The 19825-nt window shown below is 69.1% G+C and carries 17 protein-coding genes; 14 read left to right on the forward strand and 3 right to left on the reverse strand.

Features of this window, described 5'->3' with window-relative positions; translation table 11 throughout:
* Window positions 1-85: 85 nt before the first annotated feature.
* On the forward strand, window positions 86-2119 hold the full coding sequence (locus tag AC07NG_RS09805; protein ID WP_494593646.1) for a glycoside hydrolase family 97 protein: 2034 nt from the start codon (window positions 86-88) through the stop codon (window positions 2117-2119).
* Between the two features lie 126 nt (window positions 2120-2245).
* Here the strand turns inward: AC07NG_RS09805 and AC07NG_RS09810 are convergent, their stop codons facing one another.
* Together AC07NG_RS09810 and AC07NG_RS09815 are read right to left on the reverse strand one after the other, a co-directional pair.
* Window positions 2246-3139, reverse strand: coding sequence for an NAD(P)/FAD-dependent oxidoreductase (locus tag AC07NG_RS09810; protein ID WP_494593648.1), 894 nt, complete (start codon window positions 3137-3139; stop codon window positions 2246-2248).
* Window positions 3129-3593, reverse strand: coding sequence for an RrF2 family transcriptional regulator (locus AC07NG_RS09815; RefSeq protein WP_494593650.1), 465 nt, complete (start codon window positions 3591-3593; stop codon window positions 3129-3131). The genes AC07NG_RS09810 and AC07NG_RS09815 overlap by 11 nt, the downstream gene beginning before the upstream one ends.
* Before the next feature lie 327 nt (window positions 3594-3920).
* Between AC07NG_RS09815 and AC07NG_RS09820 the strand changes: the two genes are divergently transcribed.
* From AC07NG_RS09820 to AC07NG_RS09860, 9 genes are all read left to right on the forward strand, one after another.
* Window positions 3921-5456, forward strand: a complete 1536-nt coding sequence (locus AC07NG_RS09820; protein WP_494593652.1) for an MFS transporter — start codon at window positions 3921-3923, stop codon at window positions 5454-5456.
* 8 nt (window positions 5457-5464) lie between these two features.
* Window positions 5465-7807: a glucan 1,4-alpha-glucosidase gene (locus AC07NG_RS09825; RefSeq protein ID WP_494593654.1), complete on the forward strand. Its 2343-nt coding sequence runs from the start codon at window positions 5465-5467 to the stop codon at window positions 7805-7807.
* A gap of 54 nt (window positions 7808-7861) precedes the next feature.
* Complete coding sequence (locus tag AC07NG_RS09830) at window positions 7862-8278, forward strand: DUF5990 family protein (RefSeq protein ID WP_494593656.1); 417 nt, start codon at window positions 7862-7864, stop codon at window positions 8276-8278.
* 82 nt (window positions 8279-8360) lie between these two features.
* On the forward strand, window positions 8361-9365 hold the full coding sequence (locus tag AC07NG_RS09835; protein WP_494593658.1) for a leucine-rich repeat domain-containing protein: 1005 nt from the start codon (window positions 8361-8363) through the stop codon (window positions 9363-9365).
* An 81-nt stretch (window positions 9366-9446) separates the two neighbouring features.
* On the forward strand, window positions 9447-10826 hold the full coding sequence (locus AC07NG_RS09840) for a hypothetical protein (RefSeq protein WP_494593660.1): 1380 nt from the start codon (window positions 9447-9449) through the stop codon (window positions 10824-10826).
* Between the two features lie 48 nt (window positions 10827-10874).
* Window positions 10875-12182, forward strand: a complete 1308-nt coding sequence (locus tag AC07NG_RS09845; protein ID WP_492856727.1) for a DNA recombination protein RmuC — start codon at window positions 10875-10877, stop codon at window positions 12180-12182.
* An 8-nt stretch (window positions 12183-12190) separates the two neighbouring features.
* Window positions 12191-12712 (forward strand): peptide deformylase, encoded by a 522-nt coding sequence (gene def / locus AC07NG_RS09850; RefSeq protein ID WP_494593662.1) that lies wholly within the window; start codon window positions 12191-12193, stop codon window positions 12710-12712.
* Between the two features lie 271 nt (window positions 12713-12983).
* Window positions 12984-14102: a cell division protein ZapE gene (gene zapE / locus AC07NG_RS09855; RefSeq protein ID WP_494593664.1), complete on the forward strand. Its 1119-nt coding sequence runs from the start codon at window positions 12984-12986 to the stop codon at window positions 14100-14102.
* A 2-nt stretch (window positions 14103-14104) separates the two neighbouring features.
* On the forward strand, window positions 14105-14689 hold the full coding sequence (locus AC07NG_RS09860; RefSeq protein WP_492856730.1) for a GDP-mannose pyrophosphatase: 585 nt from the start codon (window positions 14105-14107) through the stop codon (window positions 14687-14689).
* A 35-nt stretch (window positions 14690-14724) separates the two neighbouring features.
* Here the strand turns inward: AC07NG_RS09860 and AC07NG_RS09865 are convergent, their stop codons facing one another.
* A complete protein-coding gene (locus AC07NG_RS09865; RefSeq protein ID WP_494593667.1) occupies window positions 14725-16158 on the reverse strand; it encodes a sensor histidine kinase in 1434 nt (477 codons plus the stop codon).
* A 180-nt stretch (window positions 16159-16338) separates the two neighbouring features.
* On the opposite strand from AC07NG_RS09865, the gene sdhC reads away from it, so the two are divergent.
* Genes sdhC through AC07NG_RS09885 form a run of 4 tightly spaced genes read left to right on the forward strand, consistent with a single transcriptional unit; the run spans window position 16339 to window position 19730 of the window.
* A complete protein-coding gene (gene sdhC / locus AC07NG_RS09870; protein ID WP_494593669.1) occupies window positions 16339-16746 on the forward strand; it encodes a succinate dehydrogenase, cytochrome b556 subunit in 408 nt (135 codons plus the stop codon).
* Between the two features lie 2 nt (window positions 16747-16748).
* On the forward strand, window positions 16749-17150 hold the full coding sequence (sdhD, locus tag AC07NG_RS09875) for a succinate dehydrogenase, hydrophobic membrane anchor protein (RefSeq protein ID WP_110119586.1): 402 nt from the start codon (window positions 16749-16751) through the stop codon (window positions 17148-17150).
* On the forward strand, window positions 17150-18937 hold the full coding sequence (gene sdhA / locus AC07NG_RS09880) for a succinate dehydrogenase flavoprotein subunit (RefSeq protein WP_487291951.1): 1788 nt from the start codon (window positions 17150-17152) through the stop codon (window positions 18935-18937). The genes sdhD and sdhA overlap by 1 nt, the downstream gene beginning before the upstream one ends.
* 10 nt (window positions 18938-18947) lie before the next feature.
* Window positions 18948-19730 carry a succinate dehydrogenase iron-sulfur subunit gene (locus AC07NG_RS09885; RefSeq protein WP_110119588.1) on the forward strand — a complete coding sequence of 261 codons (783 nt, stop codon included), beginning with the start codon at window positions 18948-18950 and terminating at the stop codon, window positions 19728-19730.
* The last annotated feature ends 95 nt before the right edge of the window (window positions 19731-19825 follow it).

Genomic DNA, 19825 nt, shown 5'->3' on the forward strand with positions numbered 1-19825 from the left:
CCGCAAAAGTTTTCACTGACCTTCTTAACGCATCGCCTGTCGCATTTAGCAAGTGCGGCGGACGGGCGATTTTCGGAGTCCGAGCATGATCCTGCGCCTCCTCGCCACGGCCCTCCTGGCCCTGGCCGCCTCACCCGCCTTGGCGGCGGTCACGGCGACCGCGACCTCGCCCGACAAGGTGCTGAGCGTGTCGGTGACCACCGACAACGACGGCCAGCCGACCTACTCGGTCAGCCGCCTGGGCCGGCCGGTGATCGCCCCGTCGAAGCTGGGTTTCATCCTGGTCGACGCCCCCAAGCTGCAGCGCAATTTCGAGGTCACGGACCAGCAGACCCGCAGCGTCGACGAGACCTGGGACCTGCCCTGGGGCGAGCGCAAGACCGTGCGCAATCGCTTCAACGAACTGCGCGTGACCCTGGTCGAGAAGACCCCGCTGCACCGCCGGCTCGATGTGGTGTTCCGGCTCTATGACGACGGCCTGGGCTTCCGCTACGAGTTTCCCGAGCAGGCCAATCTCAAGACCGCCCGCATCGGCGAGGAGCTGACCGAGTTCAGCCTCGTGGACGAGGCCACCGCCTGGTGGATCCCGGCCTATGAGTGGAACCGCGAGGAATATCTCTACAACAGGACCCCGCTCGAGGAGGTGTCGGTCGCCCAGACGCCGATGACGCTGCGGACCCGGGACGGCCTGCACGTCTCGATTCACGAGGCGGCGCTGGTCGACTACGCCGGCATGAACCTGGCCCGCGCCCAGGACCGCCGGTTCAAGGCCAGCCTGACGCCGGGGGTCAGCGAGGCCAAGGTCGAGCGGACCCTGCCGTTCCCAACCCCCTGGCGCACCCTGCAGATCGCCGACAGCGCCGGCGGCCTGGTCACCTCCAGCCTGATCCTCAATCTCAACGACCCCAACAAGCTGGGCGACGTCTCGTGGATCAAGCCGATGAAATATGTCGGCGTCTGGTGGGAGATGCATCTCGACCACAAGACCTGGGGTTCGGGTCCCAAGCACGGCGCGACCAACGAGAACGTCATGCGCCACATCGATTTCGCCGCCAGGCACGGCCTGGGCGGGGTGCTGGTCGAGGGCTGGAACAAGGGCTGGGACGGCGCCTGGTTCGCCGACGGCTCGGAGTTCAGCTTCACCGAGTCCTATCCAGACTTCGATCTTGCGAAGCTCACCGACTACGCCCGCAAGAAGGGCGTCGTTCTGATCGGCCACCACGAGACGGCCGGCAACACCGTCGTCTACGAGCGCCAGATGGACGGCGCCTTCGACCTCTACAAGTCGGTGGGCGTGCCGGCGGTCAAGACCGGTTACGTGGCCGACGCTGGCGGCGCCCAGGTGCTGGGTCCGGACGGCAAGGTCCACTTCGCCTGGCACGAAAGCCAGGCCCTGGCCGAGCACCACGTGCGGGTGCTGGAAGCCGCCGCCAAGCGCCAGATCGCCATCAACTCGCACGAGCCGATCAAGGACACCGGCCTGCGCCGCACCTATCCCAACTGGATCAGCCGCGAGGGCGCGCGGGGCATGGAGTTCAGCGCCTGGGGCCAGCCGGGCAATCCGCCCGAGCACGAGGCCAACCTGGTCTTCACCCGCCTGCTGGCCGGGCCGATGGACTACACGCCCGGCATCTTCGGCATGAAGACCAAGGCCCCCGACGGCGTGGCCACCACCTGGGCCAAGCAGCTGGCGCTGTACGTCGTCATCTACAGCCCGATCCAGATGGCCGCCGACCTGCTCGAGAACTACGAGGCCAATCCCAAGCCGTTCAAGTTCATCGAGGACGTGCCGGTCGACTGGGCCGACACCAAGGTGGTCAACGGCGAGATCGGCGACTTCGTCACCATCGCCCGCAAGGACCGCAAGAGCGACGACTGGTACCTGGGCGCGGTCAGCGACGAGCAGGGCCGGGTGCTTTCCGCGCCGCTGTCGTTCCTCGATCCGGGCCGCAAGTACCGCGCCGAGATCTATCGCGACGGTGAGGCGGCCGACTGGAAGACCGCCCCGCAGGACATCGTCATCGAGACCCGCGACGTCACGGCGGCCGACGTGCTGACCCTGCGCTTGGCTCCCGGCGGCGGCCAGGCGATCCGGTTCGTGGCGTTGGGGAAGCGCTAAGCGTTTCCCTCCTCCCGTAAAATCCCCGCGAAAGCGGGGACCCAGGCTTTTTCTGAAGTCCTCTGCGCTCGACGATAAAACACCTGGGCCCCCGCTTTCGCGGGGGTTTTACGGGGGAGGATGAGCTTACCCGAACACCAGCGACCGGTGCGCGCCCACCCCCGCCAGCACCCCGTCGGCGGAAGCCAGGGTGGCGTTGTGGTTGGCCCTCGCCGCGTCGCCGGCGGCGAAGACGCCCGGCACGCTGGTGGCCTTCCAGTCGTCGACGGCGATCAGCGGACCCAGCGGGCCGTCCTCGAAGGCGCAGCCCAGGCGCTGCGCCAGCGGGCTGGCCATGCGCACGGTCGGCGAGGCGAAGATGGCCTCGATGGCGACGATCCGGCCGTCGGCCAGGCGGGCGCCGGACAGCGCCGGCTCCTCGCCCAGCAGTTCGACCACCGGAACCTCCTCGATCGCCACGCCGCGCGCGGCCAGCTTCGCCCGGGTGTCGTCGTCGATCGGCAGGCCCTGGCTGAACAGGGTGGTCGGCCCCCAGTCGGGCAGCATCTGGGCCTTGTGGGCGTCCATGGCGCTGCTGGCCAGCACGCCTAGCCTTTGGTCGCGCGCCTCGTAGCCGTGGCAGTAGGGGCAGTGCAGCACGCTGGCGCCCCAACGGGGCTTGAGGCCGGGGATGTCGGGCAGCTGGTCGGCGACGCCGGTGGCCAGCACCAGGCGTTTGCCGCGCACGGTGCGGCCGTCGCTCAGGGCCACGGTGAAAGCCTCGTCTTCGGCGCCGGCGTCGCGCGCCTCGCCCTCGACGAACGACACGGTGGGATAGGCCGACAGCTGGCGGCGGGCCTCGCGCAGGATGTCGAACGGCGCCTTGCCGTCCTGGCCGAGGAAGCCGTGCGAGGCGTCGGCGAAGCGGTTGCGGGGCAGGCCGGCGTCGACCACCAGCACGTCGCGGCGGGCGCGGGCCAGCTGCATGGCGGCGGACAGGCCGGCGAAGCTGCCGCCGACGACGATGACGTCATGACTCATGGTGGGGATCCTTGCAGCCGGCCGCCCGCAGCACGACGCGGCGCGGGCCGATCTCGGCGGCCAGGTCCGCCAGGGTGATGTTCGACAGGCGCTCGTCCAGCAACCGGCGAGCCTCGGACACGGCGTCGTCCAGGGCGGCGTTGACCGCCTGCTCGACGACGCAGCCGGGGCTTTCCTCGGCCTTGCCCAGCGCCAGCACCGGCTCGTCCAGGGCGGCCTGAATGTCGGCCAGGCTGACGGCGTCCAGCGGTTTCAGCAGGGTCCAGCCGCCGCCGTGGCCCTTGGTCGAGCCGACGATGCCGGCCTCGCGCAGGCCGGCGAAGGTGCGGCGGATGACCACCGGATTGGTCGCGGCCCAGCCGGCCAGGACCTCGGACGTCAGGGCCTTGTCGGGCTGTTCGGCCATGTGCAGCAGCACGTGCAGGGCGACGGAGAGGCGGCTGTTTCGTTTCATGTAATTATATATGTTACGTGATTGGGCGAGATGCAAGGGGACTTCTTTTCCGCCCGTCATTCCCGCCCTTGTGGCGGGAATGACGGGAGTTGGGAGTGCAAATTTATGAGAATTATTGCCTTTCGCGCGTGACTTCGGACACCTGAGCGCCAGGTCGTGTTACGCCAACAGCAATCGTTTCTGGGCGATATGTCCTAGAAAGGCAGCGATAATCCCACTTCCTCATTGCATCCCTGTGCACCCCATGCGCAAATGCCCGCCGCAAAGCGCACTGCAAAAACTTGCGCAAACGGCCGGGAAAACCGGCGGCGTCACGGCGGGGAAGCGATGACCAAGGCCAGGCTGAGCCTCTTCCAGATCTGGAACATGTGCTTCGGGTTCTTCGGGATCCAGATCGGCTTTGGCCTGCAGAACGCCAACACCAGCCGCATTTTCCAGACCCTCGGCGTCGAGATCGACCACCTGGCCATCCTGTGGATCGCAGCCCCCGCCACGGGCCTGCTGGTGCAGCCGATCATCGGCTACCTCAGCGACAAGACCTGGGGGAAGCTCGGCCGCCGCCGGCCCTACTTCTTCTGGGGCGCGATCCTGACCACGGCCGCCCTGATCCTGATGCCCAACTCGCCATCCCTGTGGATCGCGGCCTCGGCGCTGTGGATCATGGACGCCTCGATCAACATCACCATGGAGCCGTTCCGGGCCTTCGTCGGCGACAACCTGCCCGACGAGCAGCGCTCGACCGGCTACGCCATGCAGAGCTTCTTCATCGGGATCGGCGCCGTGCTGGCCTCGTGCCTGCCGTGGATCCTGACCAACTGGCTGGACGTCGCCAACACCGCCCCGGCCGGCCAGATCCCGGACTCGGTGCGCATCGCCTTCTACGCCGGCGGCGCGGTGCTGCTGGCTTCGGTGCTGTGGACGGTGTTTTCCACACGCGAATATTCCCCCGAGCAGATGGCCGCCTTCGAGGCCGCCGAAGCCGCCGCCAAGGGCGAGGCGGTGTCGGCGGAAGTCGAGGCCGCCGGCCGCGGCGTCGCCGCCTACCTGACCGGCGGCGTGGCCTGGACGATCGCTGGCCTGGCGGTCGCGGTGGGCGTCTACGCCGCCCGGCTGGAGAAGGAACTCTACGTCCTGGCCGCCCTGATCGCCGGCTTCGGCGTGGCGCAACTGGTCGCCGGCCAGCTGAAGGCGGGCGGGCGCACCCGCAACGGCTTCTCCGAAGTGGTCGAGGACCTCTTCGCCATGCCCTCCACCATGAAGCAGCTGGCCGTCGTGCAGTTCTTTTCGTGGTTCGGCCTGTTCGCCATGTGGATCTACACCACGCCCGGCGTCGCGGCCTTCCACTACGGCGCGACCGACACGGCTTCGGCCGCCTACAACGCCGGCGCCGACTGGGTGGGGGTGCTGTTCGGGGTCTATAACGGCGTGGCGGCCCTGGCGGCCCTGCTGATCCCGGTGATCGCCCGCACGACCAGCCGCCGCGTCGCCCACGCCTTTTGCCTCGTTCTGGGCGGCCTTGGCCTGCTGTCGTTCCTGGTCATCCGTGACCCGAAGCTGCTGATCGTCGGCATGGTCGGGGTCGGCTTCGCCTGGAGCTCGATCCTGTCGGCCCCCTATTCGATCCTGTCGGGCTCGGTGCCGGCGCGGAAGATGGGCGTCTATATGGGCATCTTCAATTTCTTCATCGTCATCCCGCAGCTGCTGGCCGCCACCGTGCTGGGCCTGCTGCTCAAGACCTTCTTCGGCGGCCAGGCGATCTATGCGCTCGTGCTGGGCGCGGTCTCGTTCCTGATCGCCGCCGTCGCCGTCTTCGCCGTCAACGACCCGGGCGAGCCCAAGCGGCTGGCCAAGTCTGCTTCGTGAGGCCCCCCATGCGTACCCTCAAGACCCTGATCCTGGCCGCCTCGGCCCTGACCGCCGCCGTCGCCACGACCGCCTGCGCCGCTGAGCCGGCGACCACCTGGGCCTATTCGGCCAAGACCGCCGTCGGCGCCTCGTACGAGGCCTATGTCGACGGCGCCTACAAGGACGGCGGCCGCACCGGCGCGGTGTCGAAGGTCTGGTTCTCGGTCGCCGACGGCGTGCTGACCGAAACCATGTACGGCCTGATCCACGAGGCCCAGATCAAGCAGATGCGGATCGCCGTGAAGACCGCCGACGGCCTGGCGGTCGAGGGTCGCGACACGACCGCCAAGACTGAATATCTGTATACGGATAAAAAGGGCCGACCGCTGTCGCCGGCCTACAAGATCACCACCACCGACAAGGCCGGCCGCTTCGTCATCGAGAAGCGGATCTTCACCGATCCCGACCGCAACGCCCTGTTCCTGCGGGTGACGGTCAAGGCGCTCAAAGGTCCGGTGACGCCGTTCCTGGTGCTGGAGCCGCACATGGCCAACACCGGCGGGAACGACGTCGGCTCGGCCGGCGCGCAAGGCCTGACGGCCGGCGAGGGCAAGGTCTATCTGACCCTGCGCGGCGACCGCCCCTTCGCCAAGGCCGCCGCCGCCAGGCTGGAGGGCAATGACGCCCTGAAGATCCTCGACGGCGGCGTGCTGGAGGACGCCTCCGAAGCCAAGGGCGCGATCGTCCTGGCCGCCCAGTTGCCGATCCTGGCGGCCGGCGAGGCGACCTACGACTTCGCCATCGGCTTCGGCGTCGATCCGGGCGCCTCCAGCCAGACGGCCATGGCCAGCCTGAAGACCGGCTATGCCGAGGTGCTGGCCCGCTACAACGGCGAGGGCGAGCGGGTCGGCTGGGCCGACTACATCGCCTCGCTCTCGGAACTGCCGCGCGTGGCCGCCCAGTCGGCGGATGGCGGCAAGCTGGCCTATGCCAGCGCCCTGATGCTGAAGGTGCAGGAGGACCGCACCCACGCCGGCGCCCTGATCGCCTCGCTGTCCAACCCGTGGGGCGACACGGTGGACGCCGCCCGGCCCTCGACCGGCTACAAGGCCGTCTGGCCGCGCGACTTCTACCAGTGCGCCATGGCGCTGGCGGCCCTGGGCGACAAGGAAACCCCGCTGGCGGCCTTCCATTACCTGCCCACCGTGCAGGTCGGGCCGAAGACCCCGGGCAACAAGGGCGCGGGCGGCTGGTTCCTGCAGAAGACCGAGGTCGATGGCACGCCCGAATGGGTCGGCGTCCAGCTCGACCAGACGGCCATGCCGATCATGCTGGGCTGGAAGCTGTGGAAGCTGGGCTGGCTGTCGGAAGCCGATCTCAAGGCCTACTACGCCCACATGATCAAGCCGGCCGCCGACTTCCTCGTGGATGGCGGCAAGGTGAACATCGGCTGGAACCACGAGACCATCGTCCCGCCCTTCACCCAGCAGGAGCGCTGGGAGGAGCAGGACGGCCACTCGCCCTCGACCACGGCCGCGGTGATCGCAGGCCTCGTCACCGCCGGCGACATCGCCGACCTGGCGGGCGACAAGGCTTCGGGCGACCGCTATCGGGCCACGGCCGACGCCTATTCGGCCAAGGTCGAGGCGCGGATGTTCACCACCAGCGGCAAGTTCGGCGACGGGTCGTATTTCATGCGCCTGAACAAGAACGAGGATCCCAACGACAAGGCCCCGATTGGCGCCGCCAACGGCCAGATCGCCCCGCCCGAGGACGAGGTCGTGGATGGTGGGTTCCTGGAGCTGGTCCGCTACGGCGTGCGCCGGGCCGACGACAGCCACATCGCCGGCAGCCTGCCGGAGCTGGACGACACGGCGCGGGAAGACCTCTATCGCGTGCGCTACGACTTCAGCTTCCCGGGGGTGAAGGGCGAGTTCCCCGGCTGGCGGCGCTACGATGTCGACGGTTATGGCGAGGACGCCAAGACCGGCGGCAACTACGGCGAGGGCGGCGAAATGAGCCCCGGCCAGCGCGGCCGGGTGTGGCCCATCTTCACCGGTGAGCGCGGCCACTACGAACTCGCCCTGGCGGCCGAGAAGGGCAAGGTCGGCAAGGGCCAGATCGACGCCATCCGCGCCCGCTACGTGAAAGCCATCGAACTCTTCGCCAACGACGGTTTGCTGATCCCCGAACAGGTCTGGGACGGCGTCGGCGCCGACGCCCGCCACCCCTATGTGAAGGGCGAGGGTACGGACTCGGCCACACCGCTGGCCTGGTCGCACGCCGAGTACCTGAAGCTGCTGCGCTCGCTGGCCGACCGCCAGGTCTGGGATCGCTACGAGCCGGTGGCGGCGCGCTACGCGAAGTAGAGGCGTTTCGCCCGGGCGCGGGGTCGTCTACGACTTCGCCCTGGGAGAAACGCCATGACCGGTCAGCCGATCACGCTGAGGCTGCGCATCCAGGACCCGATCCCGGGCGTGGCCTACAGCCTGCAGGACAAGAAGAACCATCCCTTGGGGCCGGCAGTCGCCGGTGACGCGCCGCTGGCCTTCGACGTCTCCGTGCGCGTCGCGCCTGGCCCGCGGTTCCTGGGCGAGTTCGTCCGCAGCGAAGGCCCCAGCCGGCGGTTCGTCTACATCGCCATCGGAACCTCGGCCGGCGATCACGCCTCGCCCTGGAGCCGGCGCGCCAAGATCGACATCCACACCATCCCGGCCGACCTGCTGGCGCGGGCTCTGGAAGGCGTGGTGCTCGAGGTCCTGCTGCCCGGCAAGGCCAAGGACGGCGGCCCGGCCTGCGCCACCGTGGTTCCGCTTGAACCGTGGCGAGTGGCCGACTGACGCTCGTCGGAGCGCGCCGCTTTCATGGAGCGCGGCCAAGCTTCGGCTTGTTCGCCGGACGCGCGTCTGCAAGGCTCCACCCATGACGGTGGAGCCCCGCATCAGCAACCCAGCGGCGATCGAGGCCGAGGACATCCGGCGCATCCTGGCGGTGGGGCGCGAACCCATCGTCCAGTTCTCCACGCCCCCATCAGCCGACATGCTGGAACGGGTGAACGAACTTTGCCGGACTTTCGGCGAGGCGCTGGAGGTGCGGTTCTATACTCACTTCGACAGCGTGTTCGACGCCGACCTCCTGGCTCTCCTGCCGGACGTGCGATGGCTGACGCTGGACTGCCTGAGGCGGATCGACAACGTCGAGCGCGTCGCCGACCTGCCGCGCCTGACCCGCTTCGGGTTCGGGGTGGAGGATTTCGACCGGCCTGATTTCCTGGACCTGCTGCCGCTGGAGCGGCTGACCCACCTGTCCGTGGGTGAAAATATTCGACGCGACTTCGACCTGTCGCCCCTGGCCAGGGCGCAGGCCCTGACGGACCTCCAGATCGTCGGCCATACGCGCGGCATCGAGGCGGTGGCGGGGCAGCAGCAGCTTCGCGCGCTCGACCTCAACAGCATTCCCAAGAAGCAGGACCTGGGCTTCGTGTCGGACGTGGCGAATCTGCGATCGCTGCGGCTGGTCCTCGGCGGTCGTGACGCCATCGACGAGATCCGGCACGAGGGGTTGGAGACGCTGGAGATCATCCGCATGCGCGGGCTGGCCGACCTGGGGAGCCTGACGCGCTTTCCCCGCCTGCGCCGTCTTCACGTCGAGGACCAGATCCGTCTTGCCGCGATCGACCTGGCCGGCCCGCCGCTGGAGGAGGTCTTCGTGCTGAACTGCAAGACGCTCGCGACCCTGACCGGGGTGTCCGAGATCCCGAGCCTGCGGCATCTGCGGGTCTACGGAACCGGGTTGGACCTGAACGAGCTCGCCTGCCGCGACTGGCCGCCCGCCATGGACCTGCTGGCGCTCTATTCGGGCCGGGTGAGGGAAGACGAAAGGATCCGGGCGATCCTGGATGCTCGTGGCTACAGGGAGTTCTCGTAGCCGACCTTGATGCGCCCGAGCTGTCTGTCGCGCCGTGTGGGCTCGACCTTTGATGGCGCCGGCGATAATTTTCTCGCCATGATGTCGCTTCTCGCCGCCCTCGCGCTCGCCGCCGCCCAGCCCGCCGCCCCGGATCCGGCGGCGGCCCAGGCTCTGTGCGAGGAGACCGCCGCAGTACTGGCTGCGCCGCTGTCGGAGCCGGCCGGCGTTCGCTACGCCGCGCGATGGGGGCACTTCCTGCGCGATCCCGCGCCCTATCCTTTCAGGCCCGAGGCGGTGGTCGCGGCGGCGCGGGCCAACTGCGTCGGCTCGGGACCGCGCAGCAGCGACTGGATGTTCCTGCAAGGCGTGCTGCAGTCGTCCGGCCGCGCGGTCGAGGCGCTGCGGCTGGCCGAGGGGCGGGTGCGGGTCGAGCCTTCGGACGACGCCTGGGCCGCCCTGGCGGCCGCGCGCCTGCGCCAGGGCGACGAGGCCGGAGCCCTGGCCGCCTGGCGTTCGCGGCGGAGCGCCGGCGAGAGCGATCCGCGCGCCCTGGCCGAGATCACGTCCCAGCTGCTTCACTTGATGAGCGGCTCGCCCGATCGCAAGCCGAGCCTGGTCTACGCGCAGGCCAATGTGCGCCTGTGGCGGTCGATCCTCGACGCCGGCGGCGGTGAGGCCGACAGGGACCAGTTCGGGCTCGTCTCGGCCCTGCGCGCCGAAGGCGACCTGCTGGAGCTGTCCGGCGACGCACGGTCCGCCGCCGATCGGTTCGGCGAGGCGGTCGCCCTGGTCGAGGCGCGGCTCGCCCAGGCGCCCGACGACTTTTCCAGGCAGGAGCGCAAGGCCGGCCTGATGCGCCTCTACGTGGCGCGCTCGCACGCCCAGGCCGCCGCCGGCGACCAGGCGGGCGTGATCGCCACGGCCCGCAAGGCCGCGAGCCTGGTGGACGGCGAGCGCTTCCTGCTGCCCAACGCCACCGTTCTGGACCAGATCGCCACCGGCCGCTGGGGCGGCGACCTGACCGCCGCGCCGGTGGCCGAGGCCTTCGGCGGTTTCGGCCGCGACCTGCTGAAGGTGGACGCGCCGCGGGAGGCGGTCGGCTTCCTGCGGGCCTCGGACGCCCTCTGGAAAGCCCACGCCAAGGCGCAGGGGCGGGCGAGCGACGGCTCATCGGAGGTCCTGCTGGCCCGCGCCCTGCGGCTGTCGGGCGACGCGCCCGCCGCCCTGGCGACGATCGACCGGGGACTGGCCCTGGCCAGGAAGGCCGGGACCGACGACAGCAGCTGGTATTGGACCGGGGCCGGGCTGGAGCGGGGCGAGGCCCTGCTGGCCCTGGGCCGCGCCCCGCAGGCCTGCGCCGCCTTTCGACAGGCGCGGCCGGCCGTCGTCCACGCGACGCCCGAGCCGCAGATCGCCGAGATGCTGGCGACGCTGGACGTCCGGCTGGCCGACAGGGCCTGCGCGCCGGCCGGAACCTGACGCGGCGCCCGCCTTTCTTCCACCCTCGACTCCGGCTAAGAACGGAGCATGAACGCCGTTGACCCCTACCTGATCCTCGCCCTCGTCTTCCTGGCCGCCGCGGCAGGGGCGGTCGTCTGGGCGCTGATGGCGCAGCGCAAGGCCGCCAGCGCCGAGCAGGAGGCCTGGCGGCTGGGCGCCCAGCTGGAGCAGGCGCTGGACCGCCACCGCATGCTGGAGGACCAGTCCAAGACCCAGATCGAGCTGATCCGCGCCCAGGCCGAGAAGAGCGCCCAGGCCGTGGCCGAGCAGCTGATCAAGCGGGCCGACGAGAACGCCAAGAGCCGCGACCAGCTGACCCACGCTCGTCTCGAAGCCCAACTGAAGCCGGTGGCCGAGACCCTGGCCAAGTTCGAGGCCCAGGTCACCGCCGTCGAGAAGTCGCGGGCCGAGGAGAGCGGCGGCCTGAAAGCCCAGATCGCCGCCCTGATGGAGGCCTCGGCCGCCACCCAGACCGAGGCTCGCAAGCTGTCGGCCGCCCTGCGCCGGGGCGCGGGCGTGCAGGGCCGCTGGGGCGAACAGATGCTGCGCAACGTGTTGGAGATGGCCGGCCTCAAGCACGGGGTCGACTTCACCGAGCAGGTGTCGCTGGACGGCGGGCGCGTGCGTCCCGACGTGGTGGTGCGGATGCCGCGCAACGCCGCCTTCGTCATCGACGCCAAGTGCTCGCTGAACGCCTATCTGGAAGCCCAGGACGCGGCCGACGACGTGGCCCGCGAGGCCGCCTATCTGCGCCATGCCGCATCCTTGCGCGAACACATCAAGTCGCTGTCGGCCAAGGCCTATTGGGACGCCCTGGAGGTCTCGCCCGACTTCGTGGCGATGTTCGTGCCCGGCGACGGCATCCTCGCCGCCGCCCTGGAGCGCGCGCCCGAGCTGATGACCGAGGCGATGGAGAAGCGGGTGATCATCGCCACGCCCTCGACCCTGTTCGCGCTGTGCAAGGCCGTGTCCTACGGCTGGCGGGTCGAGGAGCAGGCCAAGAACGCCGTCGAGGTCGCCGCCTTGGGCCGCGAGCTCTACAAGCGCGTCGCCGACATGGGCGGCCACGTGGCCGGGGTGGGCCGCTCGCTGTCGCAGGCGGTGGACAAGTACAACGCCTTCGTCGGCTCGCTGGAGAGCCGGGTGCTGCCCAAGGCCCGCGAGTTCGAGAAGCTGAAGGTCGAGCACGGCGGCAAGGGCATCGAGGAGCTGACGGCCGTCGATACGGCCGTGCGTCCAGTCACCAAGCTCGAAATCGCGGCCCCGGATAGCCAACCGACGGACGAGGTGGGACAATCGCCCGCCTTGACCCTCGGAAACGGGACGCCTACCTGAGTGACGTTATGGCCATCCGTCGCATCCTCACCATCGATAACGCCGCCGATCTGGCGACCCTGAAGAAGATCTCCACCCCCGTGGAGGCCGTCACCGACGACCTGCGCGTGCTGATGGATGACATGCTCGAGACCATGTACGACGCGCCCGGCATCGGCCTGGCCGCCGTGCAGGTCGGCGAGCCCGTGCGCGTGATCGTCATGGACCTGGCCCGCGAGGGCGAGGAGCCGGCCCCGCGCTTCTTCGTCAATCCCGAGCTGTTCGACCCGTCGGAAGAGCTGTTCGCCTACGAGGAAGGCTGCCTGTCGGTGCCGGAATATTACGACGCCGTCGAGCGTCCGGCGAAGATCAAGGTGCGCTACCTGAACTACCAGGGCGAGACGGTGGAAGAAGAGGCCGAGGGCCTGTTCGCCGTCTGCATCCAGCACGAGATGGATCACCTGGAAGGCGTGCTGTTCATCGACCACCTGTCGCGCCTGCGCCGCGACCGCGCCATGGCCAAGGTCAAGAAGGCGCGCCGGGCGGCCTGATCCGCCGACGCTGAGTTTCAATGAAAAGCCCCGGTCCGCAAGGCCGGGGCTTTTTCTTTGGTCCCTCTCCCCTTGCGGGAGAGGGTGGCCTCGCAGCGCGAGGTCGGGTGAGGGGTCTCTCAAACCTGTCCGCCGCGACGGCGGAACGGCTGGGTGGGGCGTTCGACTTCTGAGAGACCCCTCATCCGACGCCTTCGGCGCCACCTTCTCCCGCAAGGGGAGAAGGATCGGGGTTTCCCCGCAGCGCTTCCCGCGCTAACCCGCATCCGCAATGCCTCAGTCCGTCCGCACCGCCTATCGTGAGCGCCTCGCCGCCGGCGAGCTTCGTCCCGACGTCGCCCAGGCCGCCGCCATCGAGGCCCTGGCCCGGCTGGAAGCCGATCTCGACGGGGCCGGCGAGCCCAGCTTCTCGTTCTTCGGCCGCAAGCCCAAGAGCCAGCGCGGCCTCTACATCTGGGGGCCGGTCGGGCGCGGCAAGTCGATGGTCATGGACCTGTTCTTCGGCAGCGCCCCGGTGCACCGCAAGCGCCGCGTTCACTTCCACGTCTTCATGGCCGAGGTGCACGCCCACATCGACGCCTGGCGCAAGGGCGACGCCTCGGAGCGCAAGGCCCGCTTCGGCCGCCACAAGGGCGACGACCCGATCGCGCCGACGGCCGAGCTGATCGCCGACCAGGCCCGGCTGCTGTGCTTCGACGAGCTGCAGGTCACCGACATCGCCGACGCCATGATCCTTGGCCGGCTGTTCGAGGCCCTGTTCGCCGAGGGCGTGACCCTGGTCGCCACCTCCAACCGCCCGCCGGACGACCTCTACAAGGACGGCCTCAACCGCCAGCTCTTCACCCCCTTCATCGCCATGCTGAAGGAGAAGATGGAGGTCGTGGCCGTGCGCGGGCCGGTGGATTTCCGCCTCGACCGCCTGCGGGCCGGCCGCACCTGGCTCTCGCCGGTCGACAAGGCCACCGAGGCCGAGTTCGACACGCTGTGGGCCGACATGCTGGACGGCGCCGAGGAGACTGGCGCGACGCTGGAGGTGATGGGCCGCAAGCTGCGCCTGCCGCGCGCCGCCGGCGGCCTGGTGCGCAGCTCGTTCGCCAGTCTTTGCCAGCAAGCCTTGGGGCCGCAGGACTACCTGGCCCTGGCCGCGCGCTTCCACACCATCTTCCTGGAGGACATCCCCCTCCTGGTTCCGGAAAAGCGCGACGCGGCCAAGCGCTTCAACACCCTGATCGACGCCCTCTACGAGGCCGACGCCAAGCTGGTGGCCCTGGCCGCCGGCGAGCCCGAGGCGCTGTATCCGGCGGGGGACGGGTCGTTCGAGTTCGAGCGCACGGTGTCGCGCCTGCAGGAGATGCGGTCGGCGGACTACGTGGCGCGGGTGCGGGATTGAGCATGAGCGTCAAGGATCGGGTTCGCGTTCGCGAGACCAGGCTGCTGTCGGACAACTGGTACGTCCTGAAGACGACCAGTTTCGATTGGCGGCGGCGCGACGGATCGTGGCAGGCCCAGAGCCGCGAGACCTATGATCGCGGCAACGGCGCGGTGCTGCTGCCCTATAGCCTGGAAAATCGCACGGTGCTGCTGGTCAGGCAGTTCCGCTATCCGGCCTTCGTCAACGGCTACGACGACCTGCTGATCGAGGCGGCCGCGGGGCTGCTCGACGACGCCGACCCCGAGACGCGCATCCGCGCCGAGGTCGAGGAGGAGCTGGGCTATCGTCTCGGCGGCGTCCGCAAGATTTTCGAAGCCTTCATGAGCCCGGGCTCGGTGACCGAGATCCTGCATTTCTTCGTGGCCGAGTATGACGCGGCGATGCGGATCGGCGACGGCGGCGGCCATGCCGACGAGGGCGAGGACATCGAGGTTCTGGAGCCGACCATCGATGCGGCTCTGGCCATGATCGCCGATGGCCGAATCCGCGACGGCAAGACCATCATGCTGTTGCAGTGGGCCGCCCTCAACCTGTTCAAGGCTTAAGACCCGCTGGGCGTCTCCACGGCGGCGAAGAGGGCTCAGAACACCCGGTCCAGCGACACCGTGAACCGGCACGTCAGCCCCGTCTCGGCGTAGTCGATCGCCACCTCGCCGCGCAGTTCGGCGCCGATGCTGCGTTCGATCAGGCGCGAGCCGAAGCCGCGACGGGCCGGCGCGGCCGCCGGCGGGCCGCCGGCTTCGCGCCATTCGAAGCGGAGCGTGCCCGGCGGCTCGACGCTCCAGGCCAGATGCAGCTGGCCGGCCTCGACGCTGAGCGCTCCGTACTTGGCGGCGTTGGTGGCCAGTTCATGGAACACCATGCCCAGCGACAGGGCCACCCGGGCGGGCAGGTTGACGTCCGGTCCGTCCATGACGATGCGGCCGGCGTCGTAGGGCGCCAGTTCCTGGGCCAGGATCGGGCGCAGGCCCGCCCCCGCCCACTGGCTGTCGGTCAGGGCGTTGTGGGTCTGGGACAGGGCCAGCAGCCGCGCCTCGAAGGCCCGCACGAAGGCTTCGGGTTTCTCGACCCCGCGCAGGGTCTGGCGGGCGATGGCCTGGACGGTGGCCAGGGTGTTCTTGACCCGGTGGTTCAACTCGTCGAGCAGCAGGCGCTGCTGTTCGCCGGCCAGCACCTTGTCCGTCACGTCCGAGCCTTCGACCAGCACGCCCGACACCGCGCCGTCGGCCTCGACGATCGGCTGGTAGATGAAATCCAGGAAGCGGTCCTCCAGCGGACCGTCCGGGGTGCGTTGCAGGGCGACCTTGATCTCGCGGCCGACGAACGCCTCACCAGAAGCGCTGACCCGATCGAGCAGGGCGATGAAGCCCTGTTCCACCACCTCGGGCAGGGCCTCGCGCAGCGGCAGGCCGAGCACGTCGCGCCAGCCGATCAGCTGGCTGTAGGCGTTGTTGACCAGGTCGATGCGGTGGTCGGGGCCGCGCAGCACGCCCATGAAGCTGGGCGCCTGCATGAACAGGCGGCGCAGGTCCGCGCTCTGGGCCTCGGCGGCGCCGGCCCGCAGCAGCACGTCGTCCTGCAGCATGATCATCTCGCCGCGCCCGAAGGCCACGTCCTTCAGCCGCTGGATGGCGGTGACGTCCTGGGTGTGCTGGACGATGTAGGCCGTGCGGCCGCCCGGGCCGGGAATCGGCGTGTGGGTGGCGCTCCAGATGCGGTCCTCGAAGCCGCCGCCCAGATGCGCCGGCCGCTCGATGGCGTAGGGGATCAGCGGCAGGTGATCGACCTTGCCGCTGTCGCGGGCGCGGACCAGCGAGTCTTCCACGCGAGCGCGCGACTCGCCCTGGCTGGGGAAGGCCTCGAAGACATGCAGGCCGGCGATGTCGTCCCAGCGGCGGCCCAGGGCGTCGAGATAGGCCTGGTTGGCCGCCACGTACCGCAGGTCGCGATCGAGCATCATGTACGGGGTCGGAAGCCGGTCGAACACGGCCTCGAAATCGATCGGCCCGGTCATCCCCTGGATGTTTCTCCCCATCGGCAGCCAGCCATAACGCAAGCTTGGCTTGAGCGGTTCCTGCATTCACTCGCCAGGCGAATTGAGAACGTATCTCAAGTAATGGCCGTTTCGTTGACACCCCGGCGCTCGCGCTTAAAAGCGTCCCGCAACGCACAAATCCACAGGTTGGACGTAAAAATGACCGAGACCAGCCGGGGGCTCCCAGAGCGTCCGCTGTCGCCGCACCTCCAGGTCTGGCGCTGGCACATCACCATGGCGTGCTCGATCCTGCACCGCGCCAGCCTGTTCGCGCTGTATGTCGGCGTCCTTCTGCTGGCGGGCTGGGCCCTGTCGCTGGCCTCGGGTCCCGACCACTACGCCTGCTACACCGGCCTGCTGGGCTCGCTGCTCGGCAAGCTGCTGCTGTTCGGCATCACCGTCGCGGTCTTCTACAACGTCGGCTACATCGTCCGTCAGAGCTTCTGGGACCTGGGCAAGGGCTTCAATCCCAAGACCGCCGACATGACCGGCCTGGCCGTGATCGCCTTCGCGATCGTCGCCGCCGCCGTCACCTGGATCATCGCCGCCGCGACCGGAGCGATCTGACCATGAGCACCTCCAACAGCCCCTTCCGCACCCCGCTGTCGCGCGCCCGCGGCCTGGGCGCCGCCCACCACGGCGTGAGCCACTTCATCTCCGAGCGCATCTCGGGCCTCGCCCTCGTGCCGCTGTTCATCTGGGGCGCCTTCGCGGGCATCCGCCTGGCCGGCGCCGACTTCGACACCGTCGCGGCCTGGGTGGCGATCCCGCTGAACGCCGTCCTGCTGTCGCTGCTCTTCGTGGCCCTGCTGGTCCACCTGAAGAACGCCATCCAACTGGTCATCGAAGACTATGTCGAAGCCTTCGCCCCCAAGGCGGCGCTGGTCATCGGCAACCTCTTCGTCTGCATTCTCGCCGGCGCCGTGGGGATCGTCTCGATCCTGAAGATCGCCTTCACCGGAGCCCTTTGATGTCGGCCTACACGTTCATCGACCACAAGTTCGACGTCGTCGTCGTGGGCGCCGGCGGCTCGGGCCTCCGCGCCGCGCTCGGCGCCGCGCAAGCCGGTCTCAAGACCGCCTGTATCACCAAGGTCTTCCCGACCCGCAGCCACACCGTGGCGGCCCAGGGCGGCATCTCGGCCTCGCTCGGCAACATGGGCCAGGACGACTGGCGCTGGCACATGTTCGACACCGTCAAGGGTTCGGACTGGCTGGGCGACCAGGACGCCATCGAGTACCTGACCCGCAACGCTCCGGCGGCGGTCTATGAGCTCGAGCACTGGGGCGTGCCGTTCTCGCGCACGGCCGAGGGCAAGATCTACCAGCGCGCCTTCGGCGGCATGACCAAGAACTTCGGCGAAGGCCCGATCCAGCGCACCTGCGCGGCGGCCGACCGCACCGGTCACGCCATGCTGCACACGATGTACGGCCAGTCGCTGGCCCACGACACCGAGTTCTTCATCGAGTACTTCGCCCTCGACCTGATCATGGAAGACGGCGCCTGCCGCGGCGTGACCGCGTGGAAGCTCGACGACGGCACCCTGCACCGCTTCCAGGCCCAGACCGTGATCCTGGCCACCGGCGGCTACGGCCGGGCCTACTTCTCGGCCACCTCGGCCCACACCTGCACGGGCGACGGCAACGCCATGGCGCTGCGCGCCGGCCTGCCGCTGCAGGACATGGAATTCGTGCAGTTCCACCCCACCGGCATCTACGGCGCCGGCTGCCTGATCACCGAAGGCGCCCGCGGCGAAGGCGGCTACCTGACCAACTCGGAAGGCGAGCGCTTCATGGAGCGCTACGCCCCGTCGGTTAAGGACCTGGCGCCCCGCGACATGGTCAGCCGCGCGATGACCATCGAGATCCGCGAAGGCCGCGGCGTGGGCCCCAACAAGGACCACATCTTCCTGCACCTCGACCACCTGGATCCGAAGATCCTGGCCGAGCGCCTGCCGGGCATCTCGGAAACCGCCAAGGTGTTCGCCGGCGTCGACGTGACCAAGGCCCCGATCCCGGTGCTGCCGACCGTCCACTACAACATGGGCGGCATCCCGACGAACTACCACGGCGAAGTGGTCACCAAGGCCGGCGACAACCCCGACCAGGTGATCCCGGGCCTGATGGCCGTGGGCGAAGCCGCCTGCGTGTCGGTGCACGGCGCCAACCGCCTGGGTTCGAACTCGCTGATCGATCTGGTCGTGTTCGGCCGCGCGGCCGGCCTGCGCTGCGCCGAGACCCTGACCCCCGGCGCCAAGCAGCCGGAACTGAAGGCCTCGCACACCGAGGCGCACGTCGCGCGCTTCGACCGCATCCGCAACGCCAACGGCTCGACCCCGACCGCCGAACTGCGCCTCGAAATGCAGAAGGCGATGCAGGAAGACGCCGCCGTGTTCCGCACCGGCGAGAGCCTGGACAGCGGCGTGGCCCGCCTGCAGGCCGTCTGGGACAAGAAGAACGACGTCAAGGTCTCCGACCGCGGCCTGGTGTGGAACACCGACCTGATGGAGACCCTGGAGTTCGACAACCTCATCGGCCAGGCGGTCGTGACGGTGAACGGCGCGGCCAACCGCACCGAGAGCCGCGGCGCCCACGCCCGCGAGGACTACTCCGACCGCAACGACACCGAGTGGATGAAGCACACCCTGGCCTGGCTCGACAACGAGACCGGCAAGGTGAAGATCGATTTCCGTCCGGTGCACAACTACACGATGTCGACCGACATCGACTACATCCCGCCGAAGCAACGGGTTTACTAGGGGAACGCAGATGGTCCAGCTCTCTCTTCCCAAGAACTCCCGCGTTCAGAGCGGCAAGCACTGGCCGGCCCCGGCCGGCGCCAAGACCGTGCGCTCGTTCAAGATCTACCGCTACGATCCCGAAACCGGGATGAACCCGCGGTGGGACACCTACGACGTCGACGTCGAGGCCTGCGGCCCGATGGTCCTGGACGCGCTGCTCTACATCAAGAACACCATCGACCCGACCCTGGCCTTCCGCCGGTCGTGCCGCGAGGGTGTCTGCGGCTCGTGCGCGATGAACATCGGCGGCCGCAACACCCTGGCCTGCACCCACGGCCATGGCGAGGTGCCCGGCAAGGCCGTGCAGATCAGCCCGCTGCCGCACGTGCCGGTGGTCAAGGACCTGATCCCCGACCTGACGCTGTTCTACGCCCAGTACGCGTCGGTCGAGCCGTGGCTGCACACCACGACCCCCGAGCCGCAGAAGGAATGGCGCCAGTCGCCGGAAGATCGCGAAAAGCTCGACGGCCTCTACGAGTGCATCCTCTGCGCCTGCTGCTCGACCTCGTGCCCGAGCTACTGGTGGAACGGCGAGAAGTACCTGGGCCCCGCGGCCCTGCTGCACGCCTACCGCTGGCTGATCGACAGCCGCGATGAAGCGACCGGCGACCGCCTCGACGACCTCGAGGACCCGTTCAAGCTCTATCGCTGCCACACGATCATGAACTGCGCCCAGGTCTGCCCGAAGGGTCTGAACCCGGCCAAGGCCATCGCCTCGATCAAGAAGATGCTGGTGGAGCGCGTGGTCTGACGACCGCCCGTTCGCCGATATCCTCGACGGTTTGGAAGCCTCGCCGCTCAGCGGCGGGGCTTTCGCATGCCGGCCGTCCTGTTCGCCTGCCGCAG

This window comes from Caulobacter sp. GW821-FHT10C03 (genome assembly GCF_059415485.1).